The sequence below is a fragment of the Vibrio sp. 10N.239.312.D08 genome (genome assembly GCF_041466145.1).
Taxonomy (GTDB): Bacteria; Pseudomonadota; Gammaproteobacteria; order Enterobacterales; family Vibrionaceae; genus Vibrio; species Vibrio crassostreae_C.
Genome location: NZ_JBFSSD010000003.1, coordinates 129,915 through 151,612, shown reverse-complemented (window position 1 = coordinate 151,612; position 21,698 = coordinate 129,915). Strand labels below are relative to the sequence as shown.

At 43.2% G+C, this 21,698-nt stretch carries 21 protein-coding genes and 1 tRNA gene; 6 read left to right on the top strand and 16 right to left on the bottom strand.

Features of this window, described 5'->3' with window-relative positions; genetic code table 11:
* Nucleotides 1-77 precede the first annotated feature (77 nt).
* The 4 genes from AB6D58_RS03150 (at nt 78) to AB6D58_RS03135 (ending at nt 4,076) form a co-directional block, all read left to right on the top strand.
* Entirely contained in the window at nt 78-755 is a 678-nt protein-coding gene (locus tag AB6D58_RS03150; RefSeq protein ID WP_372156495.1) for a response regulator transcription factor, read from the top strand.
* The gene (locus tag AB6D58_RS03145) at nt 752-2,050 is read left to right on the top strand and encodes a sensor histidine kinase (RefSeq protein ID WP_372152798.1); all 1,299 of its coding nucleotides are present in this window, start codon (nt 752-754) and stop codon (nt 2,048-2,050) included. Before AB6D58_RS03150 ends, AB6D58_RS03145 begins: the two co-directional genes overlap by 4 nt.
* A 127-nt stretch (nt 2,051-2,177) precedes the next feature.
* Nucleotides 2,178-3,113 (top strand): pyridoxal-phosphate dependent enzyme, encoded by a 936-nt coding sequence (locus AB6D58_RS03140; RefSeq protein WP_372156494.1) that lies wholly within the window; start codon nt 2,178-2,180, stop codon nt 3,111-3,113.
* A gap of 225 nt (nt 3,114-3,338) precedes the next feature.
* Nucleotides 3,339-4,076 carry a dienelactone hydrolase family protein gene (locus AB6D58_RS03135; protein WP_372057990.1) on the top strand — a complete coding sequence of 246 codons (738 nt, stop codon included), beginning with the start codon at nt 3,339-3,341 and terminating at the stop codon, nt 4,074-4,076.
* Between the two features lie 75 nt (nt 4,077-4,151).
* On the opposite strand, the gene AB6D58_RS03130 is transcribed toward AB6D58_RS03135, so the two are convergent.
* From AB6D58_RS03130 to AB6D58_RS03070, 13 genes are all read right to left on the bottom strand, one after another.
* Complete coding sequence (locus tag AB6D58_RS03130) at nt 4,152-5,405, bottom strand: D-amino acid dehydrogenase (RefSeq protein ID WP_372100496.1); 1,254 nt, start codon at nt 5,403-5,405, stop codon at nt 4,152-4,154.
* A gap of 225 nt (nt 5,406-5,630) precedes the next feature.
* A complete protein-coding gene (locus AB6D58_RS03125) occupies nt 5,631-6,557 on the bottom strand; it encodes a LysR family transcriptional regulator (RefSeq protein WP_017063521.1) in 927 nt (308 codons plus the stop codon).
* Nucleotides 6,558-6,801: 244 nt separating this feature from the next.
* On the bottom strand, nt 6,802-7,779 hold the full coding sequence (locus AB6D58_RS03120; protein WP_372147903.1) for a bifunctional oligoribonuclease/PAP phosphatase NrnA: 978 nt from the start codon (nt 7,777-7,779) through the stop codon (nt 6,802-6,804).
* A 58-nt stretch (nt 7,780-7,837) separates the two neighbouring features.
* Entirely contained in the window at nt 7,838-8,644 is an 807-nt protein-coding gene (locus tag AB6D58_RS03115) for an ETEC_3214 domain-containing protein (protein ID WP_017062041.1), read from the bottom strand.
* Nucleotides 8,645-8,646: 2 nt separating this feature from the next.
* Nucleotides 8,647-8,817, bottom strand: a complete 171-nt coding sequence (locus AB6D58_RS03110) for a hypothetical protein (RefSeq protein WP_017062042.1) — start codon at nt 8,815-8,817, stop codon at nt 8,647-8,649.
* Between the two features lie 78 nt (nt 8,818-8,895).
* Nucleotides 8,896-10,389, bottom strand: a complete 1,494-nt coding sequence (locus AB6D58_RS03105; RefSeq protein WP_017062043.1) for a transglycosylase SLT domain-containing protein — start codon at nt 10,387-10,389, stop codon at nt 8,896-8,898.
* An 84-nt stretch (nt 10,390-10,473) separates the two neighbouring features.
* Nucleotides 10,474-11,085 carry a lipoprotein gene (locus AB6D58_RS03100; RefSeq protein ID WP_065675506.1) on the bottom strand — a complete coding sequence of 204 codons (612 nt, stop codon included), beginning with the start codon at nt 11,083-11,085 and terminating at the stop codon, nt 10,474-10,476.
* A gap of 15 nt (nt 11,086-11,100) precedes the next feature.
* On the bottom strand, nt 11,101-12,084 hold the full coding sequence (locus AB6D58_RS03095) for a hypothetical protein (RefSeq protein WP_029236521.1): 984 nt from the start codon (nt 12,082-12,084) through the stop codon (nt 11,101-11,103).
* 50 nt (nt 12,085-12,134) lie between these two features.
* Entirely contained in the window at nt 12,135-13,118 is a 984-nt protein-coding gene (locus AB6D58_RS03090; protein ID WP_372156493.1) for a hypothetical protein, read from the bottom strand.
* A gap of 762 nt (nt 13,119-13,880) precedes the next feature.
* Nucleotides 13,881-14,666 (bottom strand): HAD-IIB family hydrolase, encoded by a 786-nt coding sequence (locus AB6D58_RS03085; RefSeq protein ID WP_017062047.1) that lies wholly within the window; start codon nt 14,664-14,666, stop codon nt 13,881-13,883.
* Between the two features lie 35 nt (nt 14,667-14,701).
* On the bottom strand, nt 14,702-15,985 hold the full coding sequence (locus tag AB6D58_RS03080; protein WP_372156492.1) for a TRAP transporter large permease: 1,284 nt from the start codon (nt 15,983-15,985) through the stop codon (nt 14,702-14,704).
* A 9-nt stretch (nt 15,986-15,994) separates the two neighbouring features.
* Nucleotides 15,995-16,459, bottom strand: a complete 465-nt coding sequence (locus AB6D58_RS03075; protein WP_017062049.1) for a TRAP transporter small permease — start codon at nt 16,457-16,459, stop codon at nt 15,995-15,997.
* Between the two features lie 107 nt (nt 16,460-16,566).
* Entirely contained in the window at nt 16,567-17,580 is a 1,014-nt protein-coding gene (locus AB6D58_RS03070) for a C4-dicarboxylate TRAP transporter substrate-binding protein (protein ID WP_017062050.1), read from the bottom strand.
* 273 nt (nt 17,581-17,853) lie between these two features.
* Between AB6D58_RS03070 and AB6D58_RS03065 the strand changes: the two genes are divergently transcribed.
* Both AB6D58_RS03065 and AB6D58_RS03060 read left to right on the top strand, forming a co-directional pair.
* The gene (locus AB6D58_RS03065) at nt 17,854-18,558 is read left to right on the top strand and encodes a glycerophosphodiester phosphodiesterase family protein (protein WP_372156491.1); all 705 of its coding nucleotides are present in this window, start codon (nt 17,854-17,856) and stop codon (nt 18,556-18,558) included.
* Nucleotides 18,559-18,567: 9 nt separating this feature from the next.
* The gene (locus tag AB6D58_RS03060) at nt 18,568-19,320 is read left to right on the top strand and encodes a DeoR/GlpR family DNA-binding transcription regulator (protein ID WP_052879051.1); all 753 of its coding nucleotides are present in this window, start codon (nt 18,568-18,570) and stop codon (nt 19,318-19,320) included.
* 64 nt (nt 19,321-19,384) lie between these two features.
* On the opposite strand, the gene gltS is transcribed toward AB6D58_RS03060, so the two are convergent.
* The 3 genes from gltS to AB6D58_RS03045 form a co-directional block, all read right to left on the bottom strand.
* The gene (gene gltS / locus AB6D58_RS03055; RefSeq protein WP_017062061.1) at nt 19,385-20,599 is read right to left on the bottom strand and encodes a sodium/glutamate symporter; all 1,215 of its coding nucleotides are present in this window, start codon (nt 20,597-20,599) and stop codon (nt 19,385-19,387) included.
* Nucleotides 20,600-20,853: 254 nt separating this feature from the next.
* Nucleotides 20,854-20,944: transfer RNA gene (locus tag AB6D58_RS03050), tRNA-Ser, on the bottom strand.
* A 180-nt stretch (nt 20,945-21,124) separates the two neighbouring features.
* Nucleotides 21,125-21,574, bottom strand: coding sequence for an L-alanine exporter AlaE (locus AB6D58_RS03045; RefSeq protein ID WP_017062062.1), 450 nt, complete (start codon nt 21,572-21,574; stop codon nt 21,125-21,127).
* Nucleotides 21,575-21,698: the final 124 nt, after the last annotated feature.

Here is a 21,698-nt window from a genome sequence, read left to right as displayed (position 1 = left end):
GTGAAAGTTATGTTATTGACATATTTTTCACGCTCACTCAGGATAATGTTACCGTCTATTTCTGTATGAGAATCAAAATGAAACGAGTTCTATTAGTCGAAGATAACCGTGAAATCGCAGGCGTATTATTTGATTATTTTGAGTGCATTGGGATGGAGCTCGATTACGCGGACAACGGTGAGCTTGGCTTGCAACTCGCGATGGATAACTCTTTTGATATCATCATATTAGATCTGATGCTGCCAAGAATGGACGGCCTAACGGTTTGTAACAAGCTAAGAGACCAAGGCAACACAACCCCGATCCTGATGCTTACCGCGCTTGATAGCCGCGATGATATGTTAAAAGGGTTTGAGCATGGTGCCGATGACTATCTAACCAAACCTTTTGATTTGGATATTTTGGAAGCCAGAATGAAAGCGCTTGTTCGTCGTTACCGAGGAAAAGTGGCTTCTTCTAAATTGCAGTTTGATGAACTCACCATCGACCAAAAAACGCGTAAAGCGTACCGTCAAGATAAGTTACTCGCACTCAACCCAACCACTTACACCATCCTTGAGATGTTGTGCCAAAAAGCACCAGAAGTGGTTACTCGCGAAGATATTTCCTACAAACTCTGGGAAGAAGACGAACCCAACAATGACGTGTTGCGCAGTCACATCTATCAATTACGTAACCAACTCGACAAGCCGTTTGATACTCAGATGTTGATTACCGTCCCTAAAGTTGGATTCCGTCTGGAGTCATCGAATTGATTTTAAATGTTCTCACGAGCACCAAAACCCTAACCGGCCGCTTAGCGGTTTTCTTTGGGTTAATGGCCGTGATTGTATCGGCCTTTGTCTATTTAGTCTTTGTTGCCGCACTCTACATGTCAGAAGATCGCGTCGGTGAAAGACGCATCCTGATCGACCGTAACTATGCGGTTGGTTTATTCCAAGCAGGGGAAAGCGGTACGTTAAGAATTGATGACCTGACAATCGCCTACAATGATCTTTCATTGATACCTGCCGAATACCTCAAATACATTAAAGGCAAAGAAAGCTTTGTTGGCGAGGTAGGTGAAGAACCTAACTCTCGCATGGTGTATGTTGGTGAGTATTCTGATAAAGGTCAAACCCACCCAATCGTTCTGCTTTCCGAGATCGACCGCGTCGAGTTTGAGATTTACGAACTGGTTTATGCGACCACCTTTGTACTAACATTACTCTCTATTCTGATTTTTAGCTTTGGTGCTCTGCTCTATCGATTATCTAAACGACTGATTGAACCCTTCAATTCTATTTCCGAACAATTGGAATCCAATAAGCTCAACCTCAATGAAGAATTTAGTGTCAATGACGACGCCGCAGTTGAGTTTCGTCAGCTCACAGATCAACTCAATCAGTACCGAAGAGAAATCAATTCCTTACTCAAACGTGAACAAGCCTTTGCTCGCTACTCAAGTCATGAACTAAGAACACCGTTAACGGTCGCTCGTGGCGCAAATAAATTACTGCTAAGAAGCGAAACCACCGAGTTTCAATCTCGCCAGATTGAGCGCATTGATGAAGCCATTGTTCAGATGTCAGAGATGGTCGATGCCCTACTCGGCCTCGTGCGTTACGAAAGGAACAGTGACGATGCGCCACTGCGATTGTTTAGCCAACAAGAGTTAGAGACTATCGTCTCAAAAAACTCAGCACAGGCGGATGAGAAAGACGTCGACATCTCCATGTACGTTCAATCAGAACCCACAATTCAGGCCACCAGCGCGATAATGAATATGTTGGTCGGAAACTTGTTGAGAAATGCCATTGCAGCGACCAATAGTGGCACCGTAACGGTCACTCTGTCCCAAGAGAGTGTTGTGATTGAAGATCAAGGCGAAGGCCTACAAGAACAGTACAATCCGAATGGGCATGGGTTAGGTTTATTGATTGTCGAGGACTTATGTCAACGCTTCCAATGGGGCTTTGAATTGGTCAATCGCAGTTGTGGTGGATGTACCGCTAAAATCACCTTTCAAACCGATCTATCCTCATCAATCCCAGAGCAAATGAATTCGTAGTTCACGGCTCAATATCGAACGAAAACTTGATTTAGTTGGTTTACAGCGGTCCCTAGCTACTAGATACTCGCTAGTCCTATTTGAACTATAAATGCTGGCTCTTGAGTCAGCATTTTGTCTAAGTGCGATGAAACTAAATAATAGCCCTGTAACTCAACATCAATACAACGACCAAACCTTTTTCTTAAAGCGTGACGATCAGCTTCATTCCCACTTTTGCGGCAACAAAGCCAGAAAGTTCATGAAGCTACTGGAAGACGAGCACCCAAGCACTACCACCCTAATAAGCTATGGTTCCGCTCAAGCCAACTCATTGTTCTCGCTAGCCGCACTTGCGAAAATCAAAGGCTGGACGCTTGAGTTTTACGTCGACCACCTGCCTCAATGGCTACAAGAACGCCCACTCGGCAACTACCGTGGCGCTATCGATCTCGGGGCTAAGGTTATTTCAGTCAAAGAAACAGGCTCTGAGCTTCATCCACAAGAGTATATTGAGCAAGTAAGACAACCTGACTCACAATGCATTGTGTTACCAGAAGGTGGACGCTCTCAGCTTTCTGAATACGGCGTGAAGCAACTGGCGATTGAAATACTCAGCTGGACGCGTTTCGAAAACAAACACGATTTCGTGGTAGCACTTCCAGCAGGCACAGGCAGCACAGCTCTGTATCTGCATAAGCATTTAAAAATGCACAACATCCCAGTGTTAACTTGCGCTTGTGTTGGCGGCAGTGATTACCTAACACAGCAGTTCAATGAACTCGGCGAAACCGATCACCCGCAGATATTACCACTTAAAGCCAAACACCACTTTGGTAAGCTTTACCAGCAGGACTATCAAACTTGGTTGGATCTGCAAGAACAGACGGATATTGAATTCGACCTGCTCTACGACCCATTGATGTGGCAATGCCTAGAGCAATGGCAAGAAGAGAACCCAACAAAAACCGTCATCTATATCCACCAAGGCGGCATCTTAGGTAATGAGTCGATGTTGCCGCGCTATCAACGTAAGTACCCAGAACTTCGAAGTAGTCACACCGCTGATAACGCTACTTGGTAGTAATCCGTTCTTTTCTACTCTAATACCCCCCGCGTTTCTGCGGACCTGAGAATTTCTCAGCACATCATGAACAGCCATCGCACTCCCTTTCGATGGCTGTTTATCAGTAATCGCCACCTGCTATCCCTGCCATACATTTCAAGTTAGAGACATAAATCTGGCGAGAATCATCGCGTTATCTATACTTTCGATTGGAACGTCAATTGTCATCGAAAGGAATTACGCATGCGAAAACTCACTACGCTCGGCCTGTTTTCAGTTTTACTGCCCTTCTCTGCGATTTCAGGAGAAAACGTCACTTATCAAGTCGATGGGATGGATTACGAAGGTTATTGGAGTGAAGCCAGTGACCAAGCGCCTTTGGTACTGCTAATACACGATTGGGATGGCTTAACCGATTACGAAAAGAAACGTTCTGAGATGCTCAACGAACTCGGTTACAACGTGTTCGCCATCGATCTATTTGGTAAAGGCATTCGCCCGACCGAAGTGAAAGATAAAAAGCAACACACAGGCGAGCTGTATAAAGACAGAGAAAAAATGCGTGCGCTACTTAGCGCGGGAGCAATGGAAGCGAAAAGGCTTGGTGGTAACTTAGATAACAACGTGATGATGGGTTACTGTTTTGGTGGCGCAGCCGTTTTAGAAGCCGCTCGTGCGGGTATCCCATCGAAAGCTTATGTTACCTTCCATGGCGGTTTATCGACACCAAAAGGGCAAGACTACTCGCAGACTAAAGCTCCCGTAGTCGTGTTCCACGGCACGGCTGATGCCATGATTTCAATGCACGACTTTGGAAGCCTCGCCGCTCAACTTGAATCAACCAAGGTTCCGCATGAAATGATCACCTACAGTGGTGCGCCACATGCCTTTACTGTATTCGGCTCAAACAACTATCAACAAGAAGCTGACCAAAAATCGTGGGATAGATTTACCCATGTGCTAGAAACCACCACCAGATAATCTTCTCCCTCAGAACCCATAACCCCATTCTAAGGCTTAAGAATGGGGTTGTTTAATTATCACTGCATCATCTCACTACAAATAGCGGTGGATACTTAAGTCATCAGTTTTAATATCACTAGCTGAGCCACTGACCACGCTTGCCAAGATCTTTCCTGAGCCACATGCCATTGTCCAACCTAATGTCCCATGTCCAGTATTTGTAAATAGGTTCTTGATAGGCGTCTTTCCTATGATAGGCGTGCCGTCTGGCGTCATTGGTCTTAACCCAGTCCAGTATTCGGCTTTAGAAAAGTCCCCCGCTTGTGGGAAAAGATCTTTAATCACCATATCAATCGTGGCTTTGCGTTTTTCTGGAATCAGGTAATTAAAACCCGCAAGCTCGGCCGTACCCGCGATACGAATACGGTCATCAAATCGCGTCATCGCTACCTTGTAGGTTTCATCCATCACAGTCGAGGTTGGTGACTTATCTGCATTCACGATCGGTAGTGTTAACGAATACCCTTTCACTGGATAAACCGGGATAGACAAGTCGACTTGTTTCAACAGTTCTCGAGAATAGCTTCCTGAAGCAACCACATAAGCATCCGCTTTGAACTCGCCTTGAGTCGTTGTAATACTCTCAATGGTTTGATTCTGATGATTCAAACTTACCACTTCGGTATCAAACACGAACTGAACGCCGAGTTGCTTGGCTTTCTCAGTCAGGATTAAACAGAACTGATGACAATCACCGGTTTCATCGTGTGGTAAATACAGACCGCCCACCAGCTTGTCTTTAACGTCTGCTAAGCCCGACTCCACTGACAGACACTGTTCAACATCAAACAACGAGTGTTCGATTCCACTCTCTGTTAACAGCTTCATATCCTGCTGAATAGCATCGAGTTGCTTCTCGCTTCGAAACACTTGTAGTGTCCCTTTTTGCCTACCTTCGTAAGCCAGTTGTTCACTGGTTCTTAGATGAGTGAGACACTCTCGGCTGTAGTTAGCGACTCGCAACATGCGCGATTTATTCTGTGCGTACTTGGCTTCATTACAGTTGGCGAGCATCTTAGTCGCCCAAGACATTAACTCTGGAGAAAGAGAAGGCTTCACTTTAAGTGGCGCATGTTCTTGGGTAAGCCATTTCATCGCTTTCAAAGGGATGCCCGGTGCCGCCCATGGTGATGAATAACCGTAAGAAATTTGCCCGGCATTCGCAAAGCTGGTTTCTTTACCACTGCTATCTTGACGATCAATAACCGTGACCGAGTGACCTTCTTTTGCCAAATACCATGCGCTGGTCAATCCAATAACACCACTGCCAATTACAATAACTTCCATTCTCTTCCCCTAATGCCTGACAAAGCCAAATCTGTCGAACACAGCTGTCAGTCTAAAACTCGTTTCGTTAATAATTTGTAACTTATTCCGCATGTGTTGACTTAACAATAGAGGTGGCATTGACAAAACATCAATTCGACTCGAAAACAAATCCAGCAGTTTGGAAGTGTGATATTGGCGGTATTTGAAAGCTTAGGTAGGAGTCGCTAAGTAAACTGATTAAGCCTAGATATTGTAAGCGTCATGACTCAAGAAAGTGGCGTTCTCGAGTAAGAAATCCAACAAGGTTTCGGCTTGTAGCGTAAGTGCACGGCCTTTCAAAGATTGAACCTTAACCGTCGCCTTCGATAGCATCTCCAACTCGGTCGCAACCACTTCAATCTGCCCTGACTTTATTTCATCGATCACAGTGAGCTTAGGCATAAAGGTGACGCCCAACCCTGCTGAAACGAAGTTAGTCAGTGCCGTGACTGAGTTAGTTTGAAGTTTTGGCTGCAAGGTAAGATGGGAAATTTGTTCAGCCTGCTTTACCAGCCTCCCCATGCCGGTCGAGTTATCGATCAAGGCGAGAGAAGCGTCTTGAATATCTTGCATTACCACTGGTGCTTCTTTCATCGTAAGGAAGTGCCCCTTCGGAGCAATCAATTCGAGCGGATGGCTGCGTTCAACGTGAGAGTGCAGTTTAGGATGTGGTGCAGACGCATAGGTTATCGCAAAGTCTATCTGTTGATCTTCCAACATCTTGACTGCATCCAATGCCCCTGCGATCTCAATAGAAAGATTGATATCAGGATAACGAGTCATGAAGGTTTGCATCGGTTTAGAGACCAAGTTAGTAATAAATCCTTCTCCAATCGCGATGCTAACATTACCGCCCTTGAGGTTTTTAAGCTTGGTTAGTCGAGCAAGCACTGCCGCCTCTCCACGAACAATGGAGCGATAGTAGTTCAACAGTTCGTTCCCCGCCTCAGTCAGCAGAGATTGGCGGTTGTTGCGCTCCCATACTTTCATTTCCGCTTGCGCTTCTAACTGTGTCAGCATTCGACTCATCGCGGCAGGGTCAACGTTCATCATCTTAGATGCCTTACGTAACGACCTGTATTTTGATAACGCGTTTAAGTACTCGAGAGCACGGATATTAAAGTGGTGCATTCAACTTCCTTGTAATTCAACTGACACTTAATCAAGCGTCTCACAAATTTGCTGCGAACATATATCCCAATTTATCAAGATCGTAATTGCTCTTACTAACTTGTGCACCGAGTCACTTCAAGGCATTACATCAAAGGTTGATATACGTGTATTTTTTGCTGTAGATAACACAAAGGCGACAACTTTCGTCATCGCCTTTGAGTTGTTACTTCTTGTAGAGCAACAATCATTTTCAAGGATGGACTTAGGCATCAAGTAAAAGGTTCGGTCGAATCAAGTCATAAACACAAGCAAGTTCACTGCTGAATTCAAACTGTTTGTTGATAATGCCGCCAGCCATATGAGGGTGCCCGCCGCCAAAACCAATCCCTTTTTCATCAAGGGCCCTTCTAACTATCTTCGCGACATTGTTTTTTGAACACTCTGAACGGAGAGAGATAAAGGTCTTCTCTCTATTTCTAGCAGTGAGAACAACAATATCGAGCTCATCAACACTCAGCAAGAAATCACCTAACACGCCAAGCATATTTTTAGGGCAACCTTCAGGAAGCACAGCAAATGCTGCGTTTTTTTCACGACGTAAGCTATCGAGCATGGAATAGAAAAGTTTTAATTCATGGAACTCTACTTGATTACGACAAATTTTGTTAACCATATCATTATTGGCCTTCGCTTGAAGATACAACAATGCTTTTAGATCTGCAGTCCCTACCCCTCGGGTAAAGTTTGCGGTATCAAAACTCAGACCAACCAATAGTGCTGTCGCAATATTTTGGGGCATCTGCAGAGAAAAATAACGATAATACTCAACCATTATGGTTGCTGTTGAACCATAGTTTGAACGTATATCGGAATACCATACAAAATCAGGTGCTTTCACTTGATGGTGGTCGATCACTCCGACCTCAAGCCCCGGAAAATCGATGACATTTTTCTCACCAATACAGCCATCAACAACAATAACCTTGTCATCCGGTTGTAGTTTCAAATCTTTTGGCTGATAGATTGGAATATCTAACCAATCTATTAAGTTCCTGAGTGACACTCGATCTATATAACCATGAAACGTAATATATGGGCGCAACCCTTTGCTTTTTAATAAGTATGCTAAAGCGTATGCGGAAGAAATCGCATCATGGTCAGGGAAGTCATGAGCTTGAATAATGATTCTGTCATCACCCTTAAGCCGTTCTAGAAAGCTTTCGAACTTTAAATTTGCCATAATCCCACTGCTAATAAAGTTCTAGCTTGATCATAAGCTAGAACTGATGTGTTAATGGTTAACTCTTATGAATTAAACGATATTCGGTGTTAGACAAAATAGCTTCTTCTAAAGCCCCCACACCTAACGTACTGTAACCATAGAAATTAGGTTTCGCATTCAAACGTAAAGACTGTACGCTTTCTACAACGTTCTCGTCCATTGTTAAAGCGTCTACCACTTCCGAAAGCAACTTCCTGTTCTCTTGTGACATCGGCGAAATAAACTCACTCGCACCACTGATTGATGAGTACAAGTAGCCAAATTCGCCACCATTATTCTCTTCAATGTAGTAGTTACCTGTTCTTGCAAACGATGCACGGATCTCATTGACACTTTCAATAGAACTAAACGTCTGTGCAAAAAACTCAGAACCACCTGCATGCTCGAATGTTTCTGGAGCAAAGTCTTCATTTGGGAAGACCAGATAAGCGACGATCGCATTATCTCGAGTAATCGCAGAAAGGATGAAGTTGTCGTCCTGGTAGTACTTAATCACATCATCCGTTGTAGCGCGCTTAATATAAACAGGCGCACCAAATGTTTGGTCTAAGGTTTCGGCAGATGAACGAATATAGATTTTGTCCAACTTTCTATGCGATGGAATGTCTGTCATTTGAGAAAGACCAAAATCGAACATCTTTTCTAGCGCGTCAAAGCTGTCATTAAAGCCGCCCAAAGCAATGGAAATAACCGACACTAAGCCGATAGTGCGTGCCATACCGCCCTTCTTCTGCTCTTCCAACAGAGACTCTTGAGTGTCTTGAAGTTCTTGTAACTCTTCCTGTATATCTTTTTGAATATCCTTGTTTTGCTCTTCAGACATTTTTAACCTTTGATCTCGTCGATTTTATCCATTAGCGCATCTGTACCATCTTCAGCCTTCTCTTGAACTCGCTCAAAAGCATCCGTGTCCATGGTGCTTTCAATTTCATCGCTGTAATTAAGACCAAGATAAATGCCGATACCGATAAATACTAAAGCGAAAATTTTAAACATTGCTACTCTCAATTCATTAACTGGTAATCCAAGTACATGCCAATGACATGTACTTGTTTGTTTTGCTTAACTAATTTATTACTTATACAAAGCGATACGACTGTTTACTTTCTTCAAGTAATTTTTGGTTTCGTCGTACGGCAGATTAACCACTAGCTGATCATAGACTTGTTGAGGCGTCAGCTGGTTGATAATCTTCGATGCTTTGCCAATACTGGTGGAGCGATCTTTATTGAACGCTCTAGCCACATTACCCGCACCAGTGTTATATGCGGCAATGACACAGTACAAACGGCTTTCGTCATTCTTTATCTTGCGAAGATACTTACTGTTTAGGATGTCTAAATAGGCCGTACCTGTTTCTACGTTGATAACTGGTTGATACAGATCCGCCACTTTCATTGGCGCGTCGATATTACGGACTTGTTTGTTAACGTCATGACCCGCACTGGTTGGTACCACTTGCATCAAACCAAACGCAGGCACGTGTGATTTCGCATCCGGACGGAACGCCGATTCCGAGTGCATGATTGCCATAATCAGTGCAGCATCAACTTCCCAGTTTTTACTCTCGTTTTCAGCCAACGCACTGTACTTGCTCGCGCGCGCTTTTAAGCTGTTCTCAGGAAGCTTAACTTTGTAACTGATCACTTTTTTCGGCTTAGCCGGGGCCGCCGCAACGTCAACGGCTGGCTTAGGCTTTACCACTTGTGGCTGTGGCGCTTTTTCGACGACTTTTTCCACAACTTTTGGCGGCTGCTTTTTTGTTGGCGCGGGCTCTAGCTTGGCAACCTCTTTTGATACTTCAACCTTTTCAGCTGGCTTTACGATCTCAACTTCTGGCTCTGGTCGTTTAACCTCAATACCATGTTTGGCACGCATTTCGTCATACAGCTTGGTTTGCGCCGCAATACGTTCCTGAGCTTTTGCCAGTAGTGCCATTTTCTTGTTATGAGCACGCTGGTAAATGAAAGAGTCTGGAATACCAGTATCAGATAAAATCAATCGCTCGGCTTGCACATCCAACTCATTCATCTGGCTTTGCGTCTGCTGGATAACGAAGTTTTTCTCTTCTTGCTCTTTCTCCAAAGAGTAAAGCACCGCGTGGTCTTCTGCTTTTAGCTCCGCTAGCTCAACGTTTTGACCAGCAACCTCAACCGGAATGTTTTTAACAAGCGCTTTGATCTCTTCTGGGCTGCTATCTTCATCCACCAATACAGATACTGTTGCAGTATTGGTTTCGTAATCGACTGAAGTTTTCACCTGATCGTCTTGAGAGTAATCCACCTGCTTGGTTTGAGATGAAACCTCACCCTCGCCCCATGTCTTGATTAGATCGGTTCTGCGCTCATCGAGGTTGTTAGTATATTCATCACGCCAAGCTTCGTACTCATCCAAATAAGCATTAACGTAAGCATGAAACTCTTTGACTTTGTCTTCTTGAGACTGGCTTGCTTTGGCAACAGCATTGTTTAGCTGCTGCTTTTGTTCTTCTGACACAGCAAATGCCTGAGAACTAATAGCTGCCGAAATAACTACAGCTAACACGGTCTTATTGATCATTTTGTACATAGTTCACTCCCAGAGTGTATAGAGACAAAAGGCCACTCAAATGGCGGCCTTTTTCACTAATACTAATCGCGGTTCCGTTCGCGGTTATTTTTTCAATGCATCGAACGCCGCCGCAAGGTCTGCTGCCGCTTTCTCATTGTTGAATTGATCCCACAAAGCAGAATCTTCACCACCAACTTCATCAATTACTTTGTTCATATTCGCATCGTATGCAGCTTGGTCCATACCGACTAGAACGTACAAGCCGCCCGTTGGGCTTGCTTGGCTTACGATAATGCGGCTGCTAGTAAGCGTTTTATTCACGACTGTCTTAGTGATGTTCTCGAATGTCTCTTGAACATCTTCAGTCACTAGCGTTACACCCTCTGCTGCCGATGTAGAAGTCACACCTTCAGTAGCCGCTTGGAATAGGTTGCTCACGTCAGTTTCAAACTCAGCTGCAAGGTTTACACGAGCATCATTGACTGCAACTTTTCGCATAACGCTCATACCAGCTGCACTCTTCTTGGAGTAGCCTTTTGCCGCTGCAGCGATATCGCTTGGTATCACATCACAAATCCAACCCGGCGCAGATACGGTAGGTGCATCTGGGAAAGTACATGGAGCGAAGTTTTGCGCTTCCTTAACCGTCGCGTTGTTGCTCTGACAGCCAGCTAGAACTGCTACTAGTGAAGTTGCAATAAGTAGTTTTTTCATTTTTTAATTACCTGACTATTTAAGCGTGCATTCTATATCTGCCCAGTGACAGCCTTCTGGCACCATTTTGCCTAAAGAGCCTTTTTGAACTTTAAGAGCTGTTTCTTCGTCAATCGACACCCAAGAATAATTTGGTGTCACTGCGTTGTGTTCATTGTTTACAACATGGCCGGTACCAATAGGGAATATTTCCGTATCGCCTTCCATTGACTTCATTGCTTTTGAAAACAATACCTCAGCCCCTGGTGTGACCTTTTTATTCTTACCCATATTTAACTTCACCATGCTGCCGTGTTGGCACTGACGAAGCTCGGATACATGAGCACTTGCTGCCAACATTTGCTTTAAGTCATAGGTATGTTCAACCGCTTCCATAGCCGCTTTGCTAGCTAGGCTTTGATATTGTCCAATTGTGATTGGACAATCAGAACTGCGCTCTTCTACTGTAATTTGCTCATCACCTTCCATTTCAAAGCGTTTAAGCAATGTCATACTTGGGACTGAAACCACTTTCGTGACTGCTTTAACATCAACCTCGAATCTACATTCAGCTGGGTAATATTTCACTTCACCATCATCCTTAGTTTTCTTACGAGCTTCTTTGTACTTGTAAGTAAGGTCTGATGCCGTTATTTCAGTAATGATTGCAATATCTGCTACCGACGCTCCTTTGGTGTTGTATCGGCCACTTTGCTCGGCGAACATTAGCTCTTTCTTAAGCTTATTAGCTAAAGTACGATCGACCAATTCTGCACCGGAGCTGGAAATCTGACTTTCAAGCTCATTTCGCATTGAAGAAATCAGCTTTGTTCGCGCTTCATCTTGAAAAGAAATATCTGGCGAAAGTACGATAACTTTAACGTCTTCTGTTGATGGGATAGTTACGTCAGCTTGCTCAATTTCGACGCGAGTATCAGGTGTGCAAACCTCTACAGGCGTACTCGAACAACCAGTCAAGATAGTAAGTACCGCACTAGCCATTAACGTTTTCTTTAACATATATTCTCTCCCGAATATGTTTATTTTATTTTTCTAGGACTAGAGGTTCGCTATTTAATTAAGCCCAGCGCAGTCCAAATCCCTTTCTCTTTTATTTGCTCATCAAAGTGGCGAGCAGCCCCTTCGTCGGCATATTTGTAGCTAGTTACAGAGTTTCCTGTAGAGATGATTTCACTACGAGACACTGTTTTAGATTTGTTATTTACAATTTTAACATTAGAGACCAAGGTTGAAATATACGCGTCTCCGACTTTGTTTCTTCGACGCTCAGAATCCACTTTCAACACATGAGTTTGGTTTTTGTTCTTTGAAGTTGAGGTCGCGATATTGAACTCTGATAACTGGTTCCCCAGCAGTTCAATTGCTTTTCTTGACTCTCTATCTGAAGAGAGACGGATGTTAATTTGGCTGCTTAGTTTTTGGTGTGTAATAGTCAGCAGTTCGATTGCGCTGATGTCAGCTTTATAACTAGGCTTCAGAGATGAAAGCATTGCGATACGCACAGAAGCATCGTGTTCAGTTTGATAAACACTGCGATTGTCTAACCACCAAAGTAATTTATCTTCGTGAGAAAGCGCATCAAGTTCGATTTGAGATTTACGGTTTAGATCTTTTATTTCGCGAATCAACTGTTGAGTCACGAGTGACTTTTTCACTCTTACTTCGACAAACGCACCAAGATCATTCTCTTCCATTTGTACATATTCGATACCATTTAAGGTCAAGGATTCAGTCTTAGTATTAACTTTGTTATCAACTAGACTATTTGAAAAACCCTTACCATTGGTTTCTCGAACGGTGTCTCTCATGTAAAAAGACGACTCGACTTGAGTCCATAACTTTTCGTTGATGTTGTTTACAGCAATTTTTTTAGCATGAGACAGAGTTAGCGCTTGAGAAACTGCATAAATGTACTCGTCACTGTCTACTTTAGGCTTTAGATACCATTCAGGTTTTGTAGATTGACAGCCAGAAAGAACAAGCAACGCGAATAGCGCTATGAAAAAGCGAACTATTTTTTTATTTGAAGACATTTGGAACCAACATCGAAAAAGTTTGTCGCAATCTTATATCCTCAAAATTAAACATTCAAACGACCAAATTTATAGTTTGATTCATTTTTGAGCCAAATATATTTATTTTCTATTGATCTCACACATCAAATTCATACAAAACCTCCGTTAATTAACAAAAAAGACAATACAAATCCTTGATTTTTAGGCAATTGATGTAAATTATAAATTACACAATAACTCTTTATTTTCCATTGATAAAAACGTGAACAAAGTCTTAAAAAAACCGAATTTCGGTTCAAAAAATACACATAACTTTGATTAAAAAAGTGATATTCATTCAATAAAAGTGAGATACTGATCTCAATGACAAATTTGATATTAACAGCAGATTTTAGTCTCTACCCTAAATAAAGATACCAGACAGACACTCGAAAAAATTAAATTCCGTTAATCACAACAATGTTAATAAATCACTATCGCGCGGGATTTACAGAAATGAGCTGTCTATTTCTCATGCCAATACTGATAAAAATGAAAATAAGGTCTAATTAAATGGATATCAGAAATATAGGCCATTAGCGGATAAATAAAGATGGGAAGTAGATCTTGTGGGAAGATAAATTATTTTTAGTTTCTATTTAAATCGAACCAAGAAACCAAATAAAACACCAACAGACAATGAATCCTTATTAAAAATAACCTTCATAGACAGAAAGTACAGATACCACCTTAAGGGTAGTTTCACTTTTATCTATGAAGGGTTTGAGCATGTCTTTCTGACTATTTTAGCGCGAGTAACTTGTCCGTAAACTCGGCAAAACCATATCCGCCAGGTTGAGTCATCACAACGACTGGATGGTGTTCAAGGCGTTGCCAATAGTGCTGAATGTTAGATACCCCAACGCTATTTGATAAGGCTTCAAACATATATTGGTCGTTCATCGAGTCACCGACATAGCAACTACGCTCAAGTATCTCTTGGTCAGATAACCCCTTCTCTTTAAGAAAAGCGGTCGATGTCGCTTTCTTAGAGTGCTCACCATACCAAGCATTGATGTGAATAGAGCTTGCTGTCGCATGTGCACCTAACGCGTGAATCTTAGAGACTATCTCTTCGATAATGGCATCGTCGACTTTAGGACGGTTTTGACCGATATCGATTGCCACCTCACACAGGCGGTAAGACTGATCCAGCGTTAAACTGAGCTCTGGGTAATCGCCCAAAATAGCCAATACTTGTTCTTTCAGCTTACTCTGATTGGCACTGACTTCTGGCAAAGGGATATCAGAGCGCAATGTCAGATAACCGTTTTTCTTTTCCATAATGAACGCGCCGTTCTCGCCGAGAACCGCATCAACAGGCCACAACTGAGCAATGTGATCACACCAACCTGCACAAGCGCCCGTTACCGCAACCACTTTTTTCCCTGAATCACGCAGTTTGCTTAACGCGATCAAGGTTTCAGGTGGCAATTGACCTTGCCACGTTAAGGTGTCATCCACATCGGTTAACACCCAATCTATCTTTTTCCAATTTTGGTTCAATTCATTCGATACCGAATTCATTTCTACACCTCTAAATAATCAATCACTAAACAGTGTTAAAGCAAATTCGGCAAAAACATCACCAAGCTTTCAGAGAAAGTCAGCAACATCAGAACCGTGAGTAGTGCTAGCAACAAAGGAGCCACTTCTTTCACGAAGTCGACCATACGAACTTTTAAAATCGAGCAAACCGTAAACATCATCGAGCCAAATGGCGGAGTCACACCACCAATCATGATATTCACTATCACGATGATGCCGAAGTGAACCGGGTTAACGCCTAGGTTAAGCACAGCAGACAGCAGCAATGGCGTGAGTATGATCATTGCAGCGCCGCCTTCGATGAACATACCTACCACTAACAGCAGTACGTTAATCAACAACAGCAAGACTAACTTGTTGTCGGTAAGTTCAATCAAAGCAGACGCAACATTGTGTGGGATCTGTTCTAGCGTCATGTAGTAACCAAAGACCATGGCACCGATAATGATGAACATGACACTACTGGTGCCTTGCACTGTTTCACGCATGATGAGCGGGATATGACGTAAGCCCAGTTGACGATAAACGAAAATGCCAATAATCGCACAAAGCAATACGGCGATAGCCCCAGCTTCTGTCGGAGTAAACAAACCAAAGCGCATGCCCAGAATAATACCGAACGGGATCAGCAGTGCCGGAATCGCTTTTAGGAAGTAATGAAAACGCTCTTTGGCAGACGCAGGCTCCGAACGAGAAGGTTTGTAACGACGTTTACGCGCGATAAACGCAATAGTGACCATCAGCGACAACGCCATCAAAAATGCAGGGACGTAGCCCGCAATAAACATTTGATGAACCGACACGTTCGCTAACAACGCAAAAATGATTAAGTTAATACCCGGTGGAATCACTGGACTGATACTTGATGACGCAGCGGTCACAGCGGCCGTGAATGGCAAGTCATAACCACGCTTGGTCATCTCAGGAGCAAGAATCTTCGACTGCATCGCCGCATCCGCATTTGCAGAACCAGAGATACCGCCCATCAGTGTACTCAGTGCGACATTCACTTGAGCAAGACCACCAGTTTTATGGCCAATCATAGAATCAGCAAAGGCGAGTAAGCTCTTACTGATCCCCGCATAGTTCATCACCGAACCCACCATGATAAAGAACGGAATAGCCAACAACGGAAAAGACTCAGCAGAGCTAATAAAGCGCTGCATCACCAAGCTCACCGGAATAGAGTCATTGATAAAAAGAAAGTAAACCATCGCCGATGCAATCAGAGAAAACGCGATGGGGATGTTCAAAAGAAATAGAACAAACAGAATAAGGATTGGAAGATAGCTTTCCATGAATCGTACCTACTTAGAAGAGCGCTTTAGAGAAGCGACATCGTTCGCAATAAATCGAACGGTGTGGATCGCCATCAATGAGAAACAAAGCAACAACACGCCATTGATAACAAAATATGATACGCCCATGACTGGCGTTACCTTGTTAGATAACATGAGATATTGATAACTCAGAACTGCCATTAAGAGGTTCAGAGCCAGTAGGAAAACGGAAACACATAGCCTAAATGGGATTTTTGCTTTTTCTGGCAACATGGCAACCACCACGTCCACACCCATGTGAAGCTTGTGTTTGTAACAGGAGCTAATCCCTAAGTAGACAGCCCAAATGAAGCAAATAACCGACAACTCTTCGCTCCACGGGACAACAAAGCCAAATCCATAACGCAGGACGACGTTAACGATAACAACCAAAACGGTGATCGATATAGCGATAGAAGCGAGGATTTCTTCAATATTTTTCAATAAAAACAAAAGACTTCTCCAGCGAAATACCGAATACAACGTGGGTATTTCAGGAATAAAACGGCCTAAGAATAGTTAGGCCGTAATCATTAACTAATTAATTGACGTATGCAGGATTACTGTGCAGCTCGGATCGTTTCTAGCTCTTTCATGATCGTCGCGTGTATACCTTCACTCCAGCTTGGGAACTGGTTGTACACATCTGCCGTCAACTGGTTGAACTCTTCAGAATTCACTTCATTGAAGGTAACGCCTAGCTCTTCAAGTTTCTGAGTGTATTCAACATCCAATTTAACTAGCTCAGCAGTGTTAGATTCAGCGCCAGCCTCTAGCTCTTCGTTGATGATCTGTTGTTGCTCTGGCGTAAATTTGTCCCAAAGCGTTGGTGAAATGTAGATACCCACTGTGCCAAGGAAGTGCTTAGTCAAAGACATGTTCTTAGCCACTTCGTAGATCTTGGTTGAGTACATTGTCAGGATAGAACCTTCAAGACCGTCAACAACGCCTTGTTGAACACCTGCATAGGTCTCAGGGAATGGAAGAGAAGCTGGAGCTGCGCCCATTGCTGAAAGTGTGCTAATGAACAGCTGACTTTGTGGAACACGAATACGCATGCCTTTCATGTCATCAGAGTTAACGATCTCTTTATTGGTGATCATGTGGCGGAATCCAAACATGTAGTCTGCATTCAGTACTTTGATGCCTTTCTCTTCCGCTTTAGTCTTAAGGCCAGCGACGAAATCAGTGTCCATCATCGCTAAGTATTCATTGTAGGTGTTGTACAGCATTGGACCTGCAAGTGCAGCAAAGTCAGGCACGTAATCACCTAGATAAGTCAAATCCTCTACGGCAATCCAGTTGGCACCGTTAACCACTTGTTCCAAGTTATCTTTGTAAACAGGCAATTGGCCACCAGGGAAAACTTTAATGTTTACCGAGCCATCGGTTCTTTCTCGAATTTTGTCGGTCGCTTTGATTAGCTCTTGTGTAAGCAGCTCATTTTGAGTGAACACAAGGCTCATGTTGATATTGATCGGCTCGTCTTTAGCTTCAGAACCAGCCTTGTCAGCTTCACCACAACCAACAAGCAGCGTTGCCGCCATAATTACTGTACCTAATAGCTTTTTCATTTTTTATCACCTTTATGTGGCTATCGTTTTCTAAATATAGAGGGGGTTATTAAGTTTTCGTAGAGTATGTGAGTGAATTATTACATTCATATGAACATTAATCTTACCGACTTGAACATTGTGAGTATAAGGTCTCACTATTGTATAAACTCTGTACAACACCTTTTAGCTAGCTCTCATTTAAAATAAGTAGATATAGCGGATAGATAATAAATCTGTAATAAAGTAGAGCTACTGTTTCCTGAGTTTTCAAATGAACATCGAGATTGAATTATGATCACAGGCCACCGCGGTGCCGCGTCTTTAGCACCTGAAAATACGTTAGTGAGTATTGAACAAGCAGCGAAAGCTGGTGCTAAATGGATTGAAATTGATACCCAGTTGAGCGCTGATGGCATCCCTATGCTTTTTCATGACAAGACAGTCAATCGTTGTACTAACGGAACGGGCAATATCGCCGATTTAGACTTAACCACACTCAAGACCTTAGATGCTGGTAGTTGGTTTGGTAGCGAATTCGCGGGGACAACGATTCCTACTTTGAGTGAAGCGTTCGACAAATGCCTAGAACTTGATGTAACTCTGAACCTTGAGATCAAAATTTACGACGATAAGGCTATTCAGCCTCTAGTTGAAACAGTGATCGCACTGATTGAGCAAAAGCAGTTCCCTATTGAAAAACTGCTCATCTCAAGCTTCAAAAAAGAGGCGCTAAGTCTTTGCCAACAGATGATGCCAGAGGTTAAACGTGGTTTTATCTGCGAAGTGTGGAACGATTTCAGCCTAGAATCCCTTCAATCACTTGATCTTTACAGCATTCATATCGATCACCGCATTCTTGACGAGAAAAAGGCCAAAGCGATCAAAGCTTCAGGCGCAGTTCTTAAAATATGGACTCTGAACGATCCACAATTGGCGGCTAAATATTTTAACCTTGGCGTCGATAACATCATCACTGACGTACCAAACCAATTTTAGTGGGCTTCTATGGAACTGAACCATCGCCAGAAAGAAATACTCGCAACGCTTAAAGCAAACCAAGATATTCAGATTGACCACTTAGCCGAGTTGTTTTCTGTCACTACTCAAACCATTCGCCGTGACGTAAACCACCTGTGTGAGCAAGGTCTAGCGCGTAGAGTGCACGGAGGCGTGAGCCTACCTACTACGCTCACGAACACGAGTTATCGATTCCGCGCTGGCGTTGAGTCAGAAACAAAAGACAGTATTGCGATGGCGGTTGCCGATGCGATACCTGAAGGCTCAACGGTTATGATGGGCATTGGTACCACCGTCACTCGAATTGCGCAGTATTTGTTGGCAAAGCCCGCGTTACGAGTGATCACCAATAACCTACAAGTGGCCCGTATCTTAGAAGCAAACGAGCAAATTGAAGTGTATTTGGCCGGTGGTTTGTTCAGACGAGAACACCAAGACATGGTGGGCAGTAGCGTGGTCCACTTCTTTTCCGATTTTGAAGCTGACATTGGCATCTGTGGGTGTGGCTCAGTAACAGACAGTCATTTCGCTATGGAACATGAGCAAGTTGAGGCTGACCTATCCAAATCAATCATAAAGAACAGCCGTGAAAGCTGGCTTGTCGCGGATGCCAGTAAATGGGGACGCTTTGCCGCTCTAAAGGTAGCGTCACTGAATGACTTTGACCGCATATACACCAATAGCAGCCAATTACCTTCGGAGCTAAACATACACTTAGTAGAAGAGAATGCTCATACTTGAATACAACAAAGCCTAGCATCACAGCTAGGCTTTTTTTGCTTAAGACAATTGCTCTTAATTAGCGCTACAGACCAACAAAGAAACTGATCACCAATGCGTTGATCAAATCAACAAAGAAACCACATACTAATGGCACCACAATGAATGCTTGTGGGCTTGCGCCATATCGATGAGTTACTGCGGTCATGTTCACAATTGCTGTTGCGGTCGAGCCTAGAGTGATACCACCGAAGCCTGAACATATCACCACAGAATCGTAGTTTCTTCCCATCAAGTAATAAACGACAAACACAGTAAACAACAGGGAAAGCAAGATCTGGATACTCATGACAACAGAGATATAGCCAAACAGTCCATCGAGATCCCAGATACGCAACCCCATCAATGCCATGGTCAAGAACATGCCTAAACAAATATCAGAGATCATCGCTAAGCCTTTGCGGCCTTGAGCGATTTTCTCTTGTGTACGACGTTTCTTAAACAGTGCGCGACCAACGTTTCCGATTAGGATACCTGCGATCAAACAGCTAACGAATAACGGCAGTTTTAGGCCCATCGAGTCGATAACTTCACTCAAGCTGTAACCCAGCATTAGTGTTAAGTTAAGAATCAACCACGCCCACAGAACGCCGTAGTGGCTAAGCTCTGTTTTTGTTTCACTCTCTTGGAATGCACCAACCGTAACCTCTTCTTCATTAGAAGGGCTTACTTTGTGTTTATTGAGCAGGTAGTTCGCAATCGGACCACCAATCACACACGCTGCAATTAAACCAACCGTGTTTGAAGCGACACCAAGTTCGAGCGCGTTAGCAATACCAAACTCTTCCACAAACATTGGCGCCCAAGCTAACGTTGTGCCTACGCCGCCTATCAAGCTAACAGACCCAGATAGCAAGCCTGCTTTCGCATCCATTCCAAAGCCAGAAGCGACTGCCATTCCGACTACGTTTTGCAACACGATAAAAATGGCAGCAAGACACAGTAGGATGAACAACGGTCGCCCGCCTTTAATCAGTGTTTTAATATCCGCTTGGAGCCCGATGCCAGCAAAAAAGTAGAGAAGCAAAAAGTCTCTGACATCTAGGCTAAAAGTGATTTGGATTTCAAAAATATAGTAAAGCGCCGCTACGGTCGCTGCGCAGACAAAGCCACCAATCACAGGCTCTGGCAGTGAATACTTTCTTAATACTTCAGATCGCTCGATCAAACCTTTACCGATAAACAGTAATGAAATCGCGATCGTAAAAGAGAGCATTGGAGAAACTAGGGTTTCTGTCATGAGGTTATGGATTCCTAATAGTTAGATTATTCATAATATTGCGTACTATTAATAATCTAGGTTCACGCCAAAAAATCAAGCGATTATCTATGATAAAAACACCTAATATGGTTAATTCTGCGACGGTATTAATAGAGATTATAACTATAAAGCAATGATTAAAGGAACGGATATTAGGGAGGTATACAGATGAGGTGGGATATAGAGGCTCTAAAACGAGAAAACCCCAGCATTTCTGCTAGGGTTTTGAATAGTGGTGGAAGGATGGGGATTTGAACCCCAGATACGCTATAAACGTATACTCGCTTTCCAGGCGAGCGCCTTAAGCCACTCAGCCATCCTTCCACAAATTGTGTGTTGAGCATGTCACTCAACGAGGCGCTACTTTATTGATTCTGCTTGCTTTGGTCAAGGGGCATTCTCAAAAAAAGTGCCTTTTTCGGTTTGTTCGATTACAAATTAACTCATTAGATCAAAAACAAACCAAATTTCATTCTTTCGCTGCACTTACGCTTGTTGCTTTTCTTAAGCTTGTTGATAGTAGCCAGGAACTCGAAACCATTTACGACACATATCGAGGAAGTAGCCGTAAAGTACGCCCATACCGCACGAGATAACTGCATTACTGGTGACAGCCGTAACGATCTGGTCGCCTGAAGCACCCACTGCCAACAAAATACCCGCATACACTGGAGACTGGAATAACACGTATGCCATCAAATCAGACAAGTTTTTCATCAATGAGCTTTCTGAAAGTTTTGCACCATTGCGTAAGAACCAATCACGAAAAACGCCATAAGGCCAAGCGATAGCAATGTTTACAGGAATAGATAACGTTCGAGAAGCAAGAGATTGCTCAAACGTCATACCAGAAATAAACACTTCTACGATCATGCCAGAAATAAAACAGAAAACGACCATAGCAAATGTATCCGCAGCTGCGTTTCGAATACAAAATGGACCACGAGACTTCATTGACGACAAACCTAAAATATATCACTGCTTAATTAGTGATTTAGTAACATATAAACAAGGCACATTTGCACCTCACCAGATAATGTCGCTATTAAATCACAAGATTAGTAGTCATACACTCCAA

Coding starts and splice junctions, on each gene's coding strand:
- AB6D58_RS03150 (WP_372156495.1), top strand. CDS start 78: ATGAAACGAGTTCTATTAGTCGAAGATAACCGTGAAATCGCAGGCGTA.
- AB6D58_RS03140 (WP_372156494.1), top strand. CDS start 2,178: ATGAAACTAAATAATAGCCCTGTAACTCAACATCAATACAACGACCAA.
- AB6D58_RS03135 (WP_372057990.1), top strand. CDS start 3,339: ATGCGAAAACTCACTACGCTCGGCCTGTTTTCAGTTTTACTGCCCTTC.
- AB6D58_RS03130 (WP_372100496.1), bottom strand. CDS start 5,405: ATGGAAGTTATTGTAATTGGCAGTGGTGTTATTGGATTGACCAGCGCA.
- AB6D58_RS03125 (WP_017063521.1), bottom strand. CDS start 6,557: ATGCACCACTTTAATATCCGTGCTCTCGAGTACTTAAACGCGTTATCA.
- AB6D58_RS03120 (WP_372147903.1), bottom strand. CDS start 7,779: ATGGCAAATTTAAAGTTCGAAAGCTTTCTAGAACGGCTTAAGGGTGAT.
- AB6D58_RS03115 (WP_017062041.1), bottom strand. CDS start 8,644: ATGTCTGAAGAGCAAAACAAGGATATTCAAAAAGATATACAGGAAGAG.
- AB6D58_RS03110 (WP_017062042.1), bottom strand. CDS start 8,817: ATGTTTAAAATTTTCGCTTTAGTATTTATCGGTATCGGCATTTATCTT.
- AB6D58_RS03105 (WP_017062043.1), bottom strand. CDS start 10,389: ATGTACAAAATGATCAATAAGACCGTGTTAGCTGTAGTTATTTCGGCA.
- AB6D58_RS03100 (WP_065675506.1), bottom strand. CDS start 11,085: ATGAAAAAACTACTTATTGCAACTTCACTAGTAGCAGTTCTAGCTGGC.
- AB6D58_RS03095 (WP_029236521.1), bottom strand. CDS start 12,084: ATGTTAAAGAAAACGTTAATGGCTAGTGCGGTACTTACTATCTTGACT.
- AB6D58_RS03090 (WP_372156493.1), bottom strand. CDS start 13,118: ATGTCTTCAAATAAAAAAATAGTTCGCTTTTTCATAGCGCTATTCGCG.
- AB6D58_RS03085 (WP_017062047.1), bottom strand. CDS start 14,666: ATGAATTCGGTATCGAATGAATTGAACCAAAATTGGAAAAAGATAGAT.
- AB6D58_RS03080 (WP_372156492.1), bottom strand. CDS start 15,985: ATGGAAAGCTATCTTCCAATCCTTATTCTGTTTGTTCTATTTCTTTTG.
- AB6D58_RS03070 (WP_017062050.1), bottom strand. CDS start 17,580: ATGAAAAAGCTATTAGGTACAGTAATTATGGCGGCAACGCTGCTTGTT.
- AB6D58_RS03065 (WP_372156491.1), top strand. CDS start 17,854: ATGATCACAGGCCACCGCGGTGCCGCGTCTTTAGCACCTGAAAATACG.
- AB6D58_RS03060 (WP_052879051.1), top strand. CDS start 18,568: ATGGAACTGAACCATCGCCAGAAAGAAATACTCGCAACGCTTAAAGCA.
- gltS (WP_017062061.1), bottom strand. CDS start 20,599: ATGACAGAAACCCTAGTTTCTCCAATGCTCTCTTTTACGATCGCGATT.
- AB6D58_RS03045 (WP_017062062.1), bottom strand. CDS start 21,574: ATGAAGTCTCGTGGTCCATTTTGTATTCGAAACGCAGCTGCGGATACA.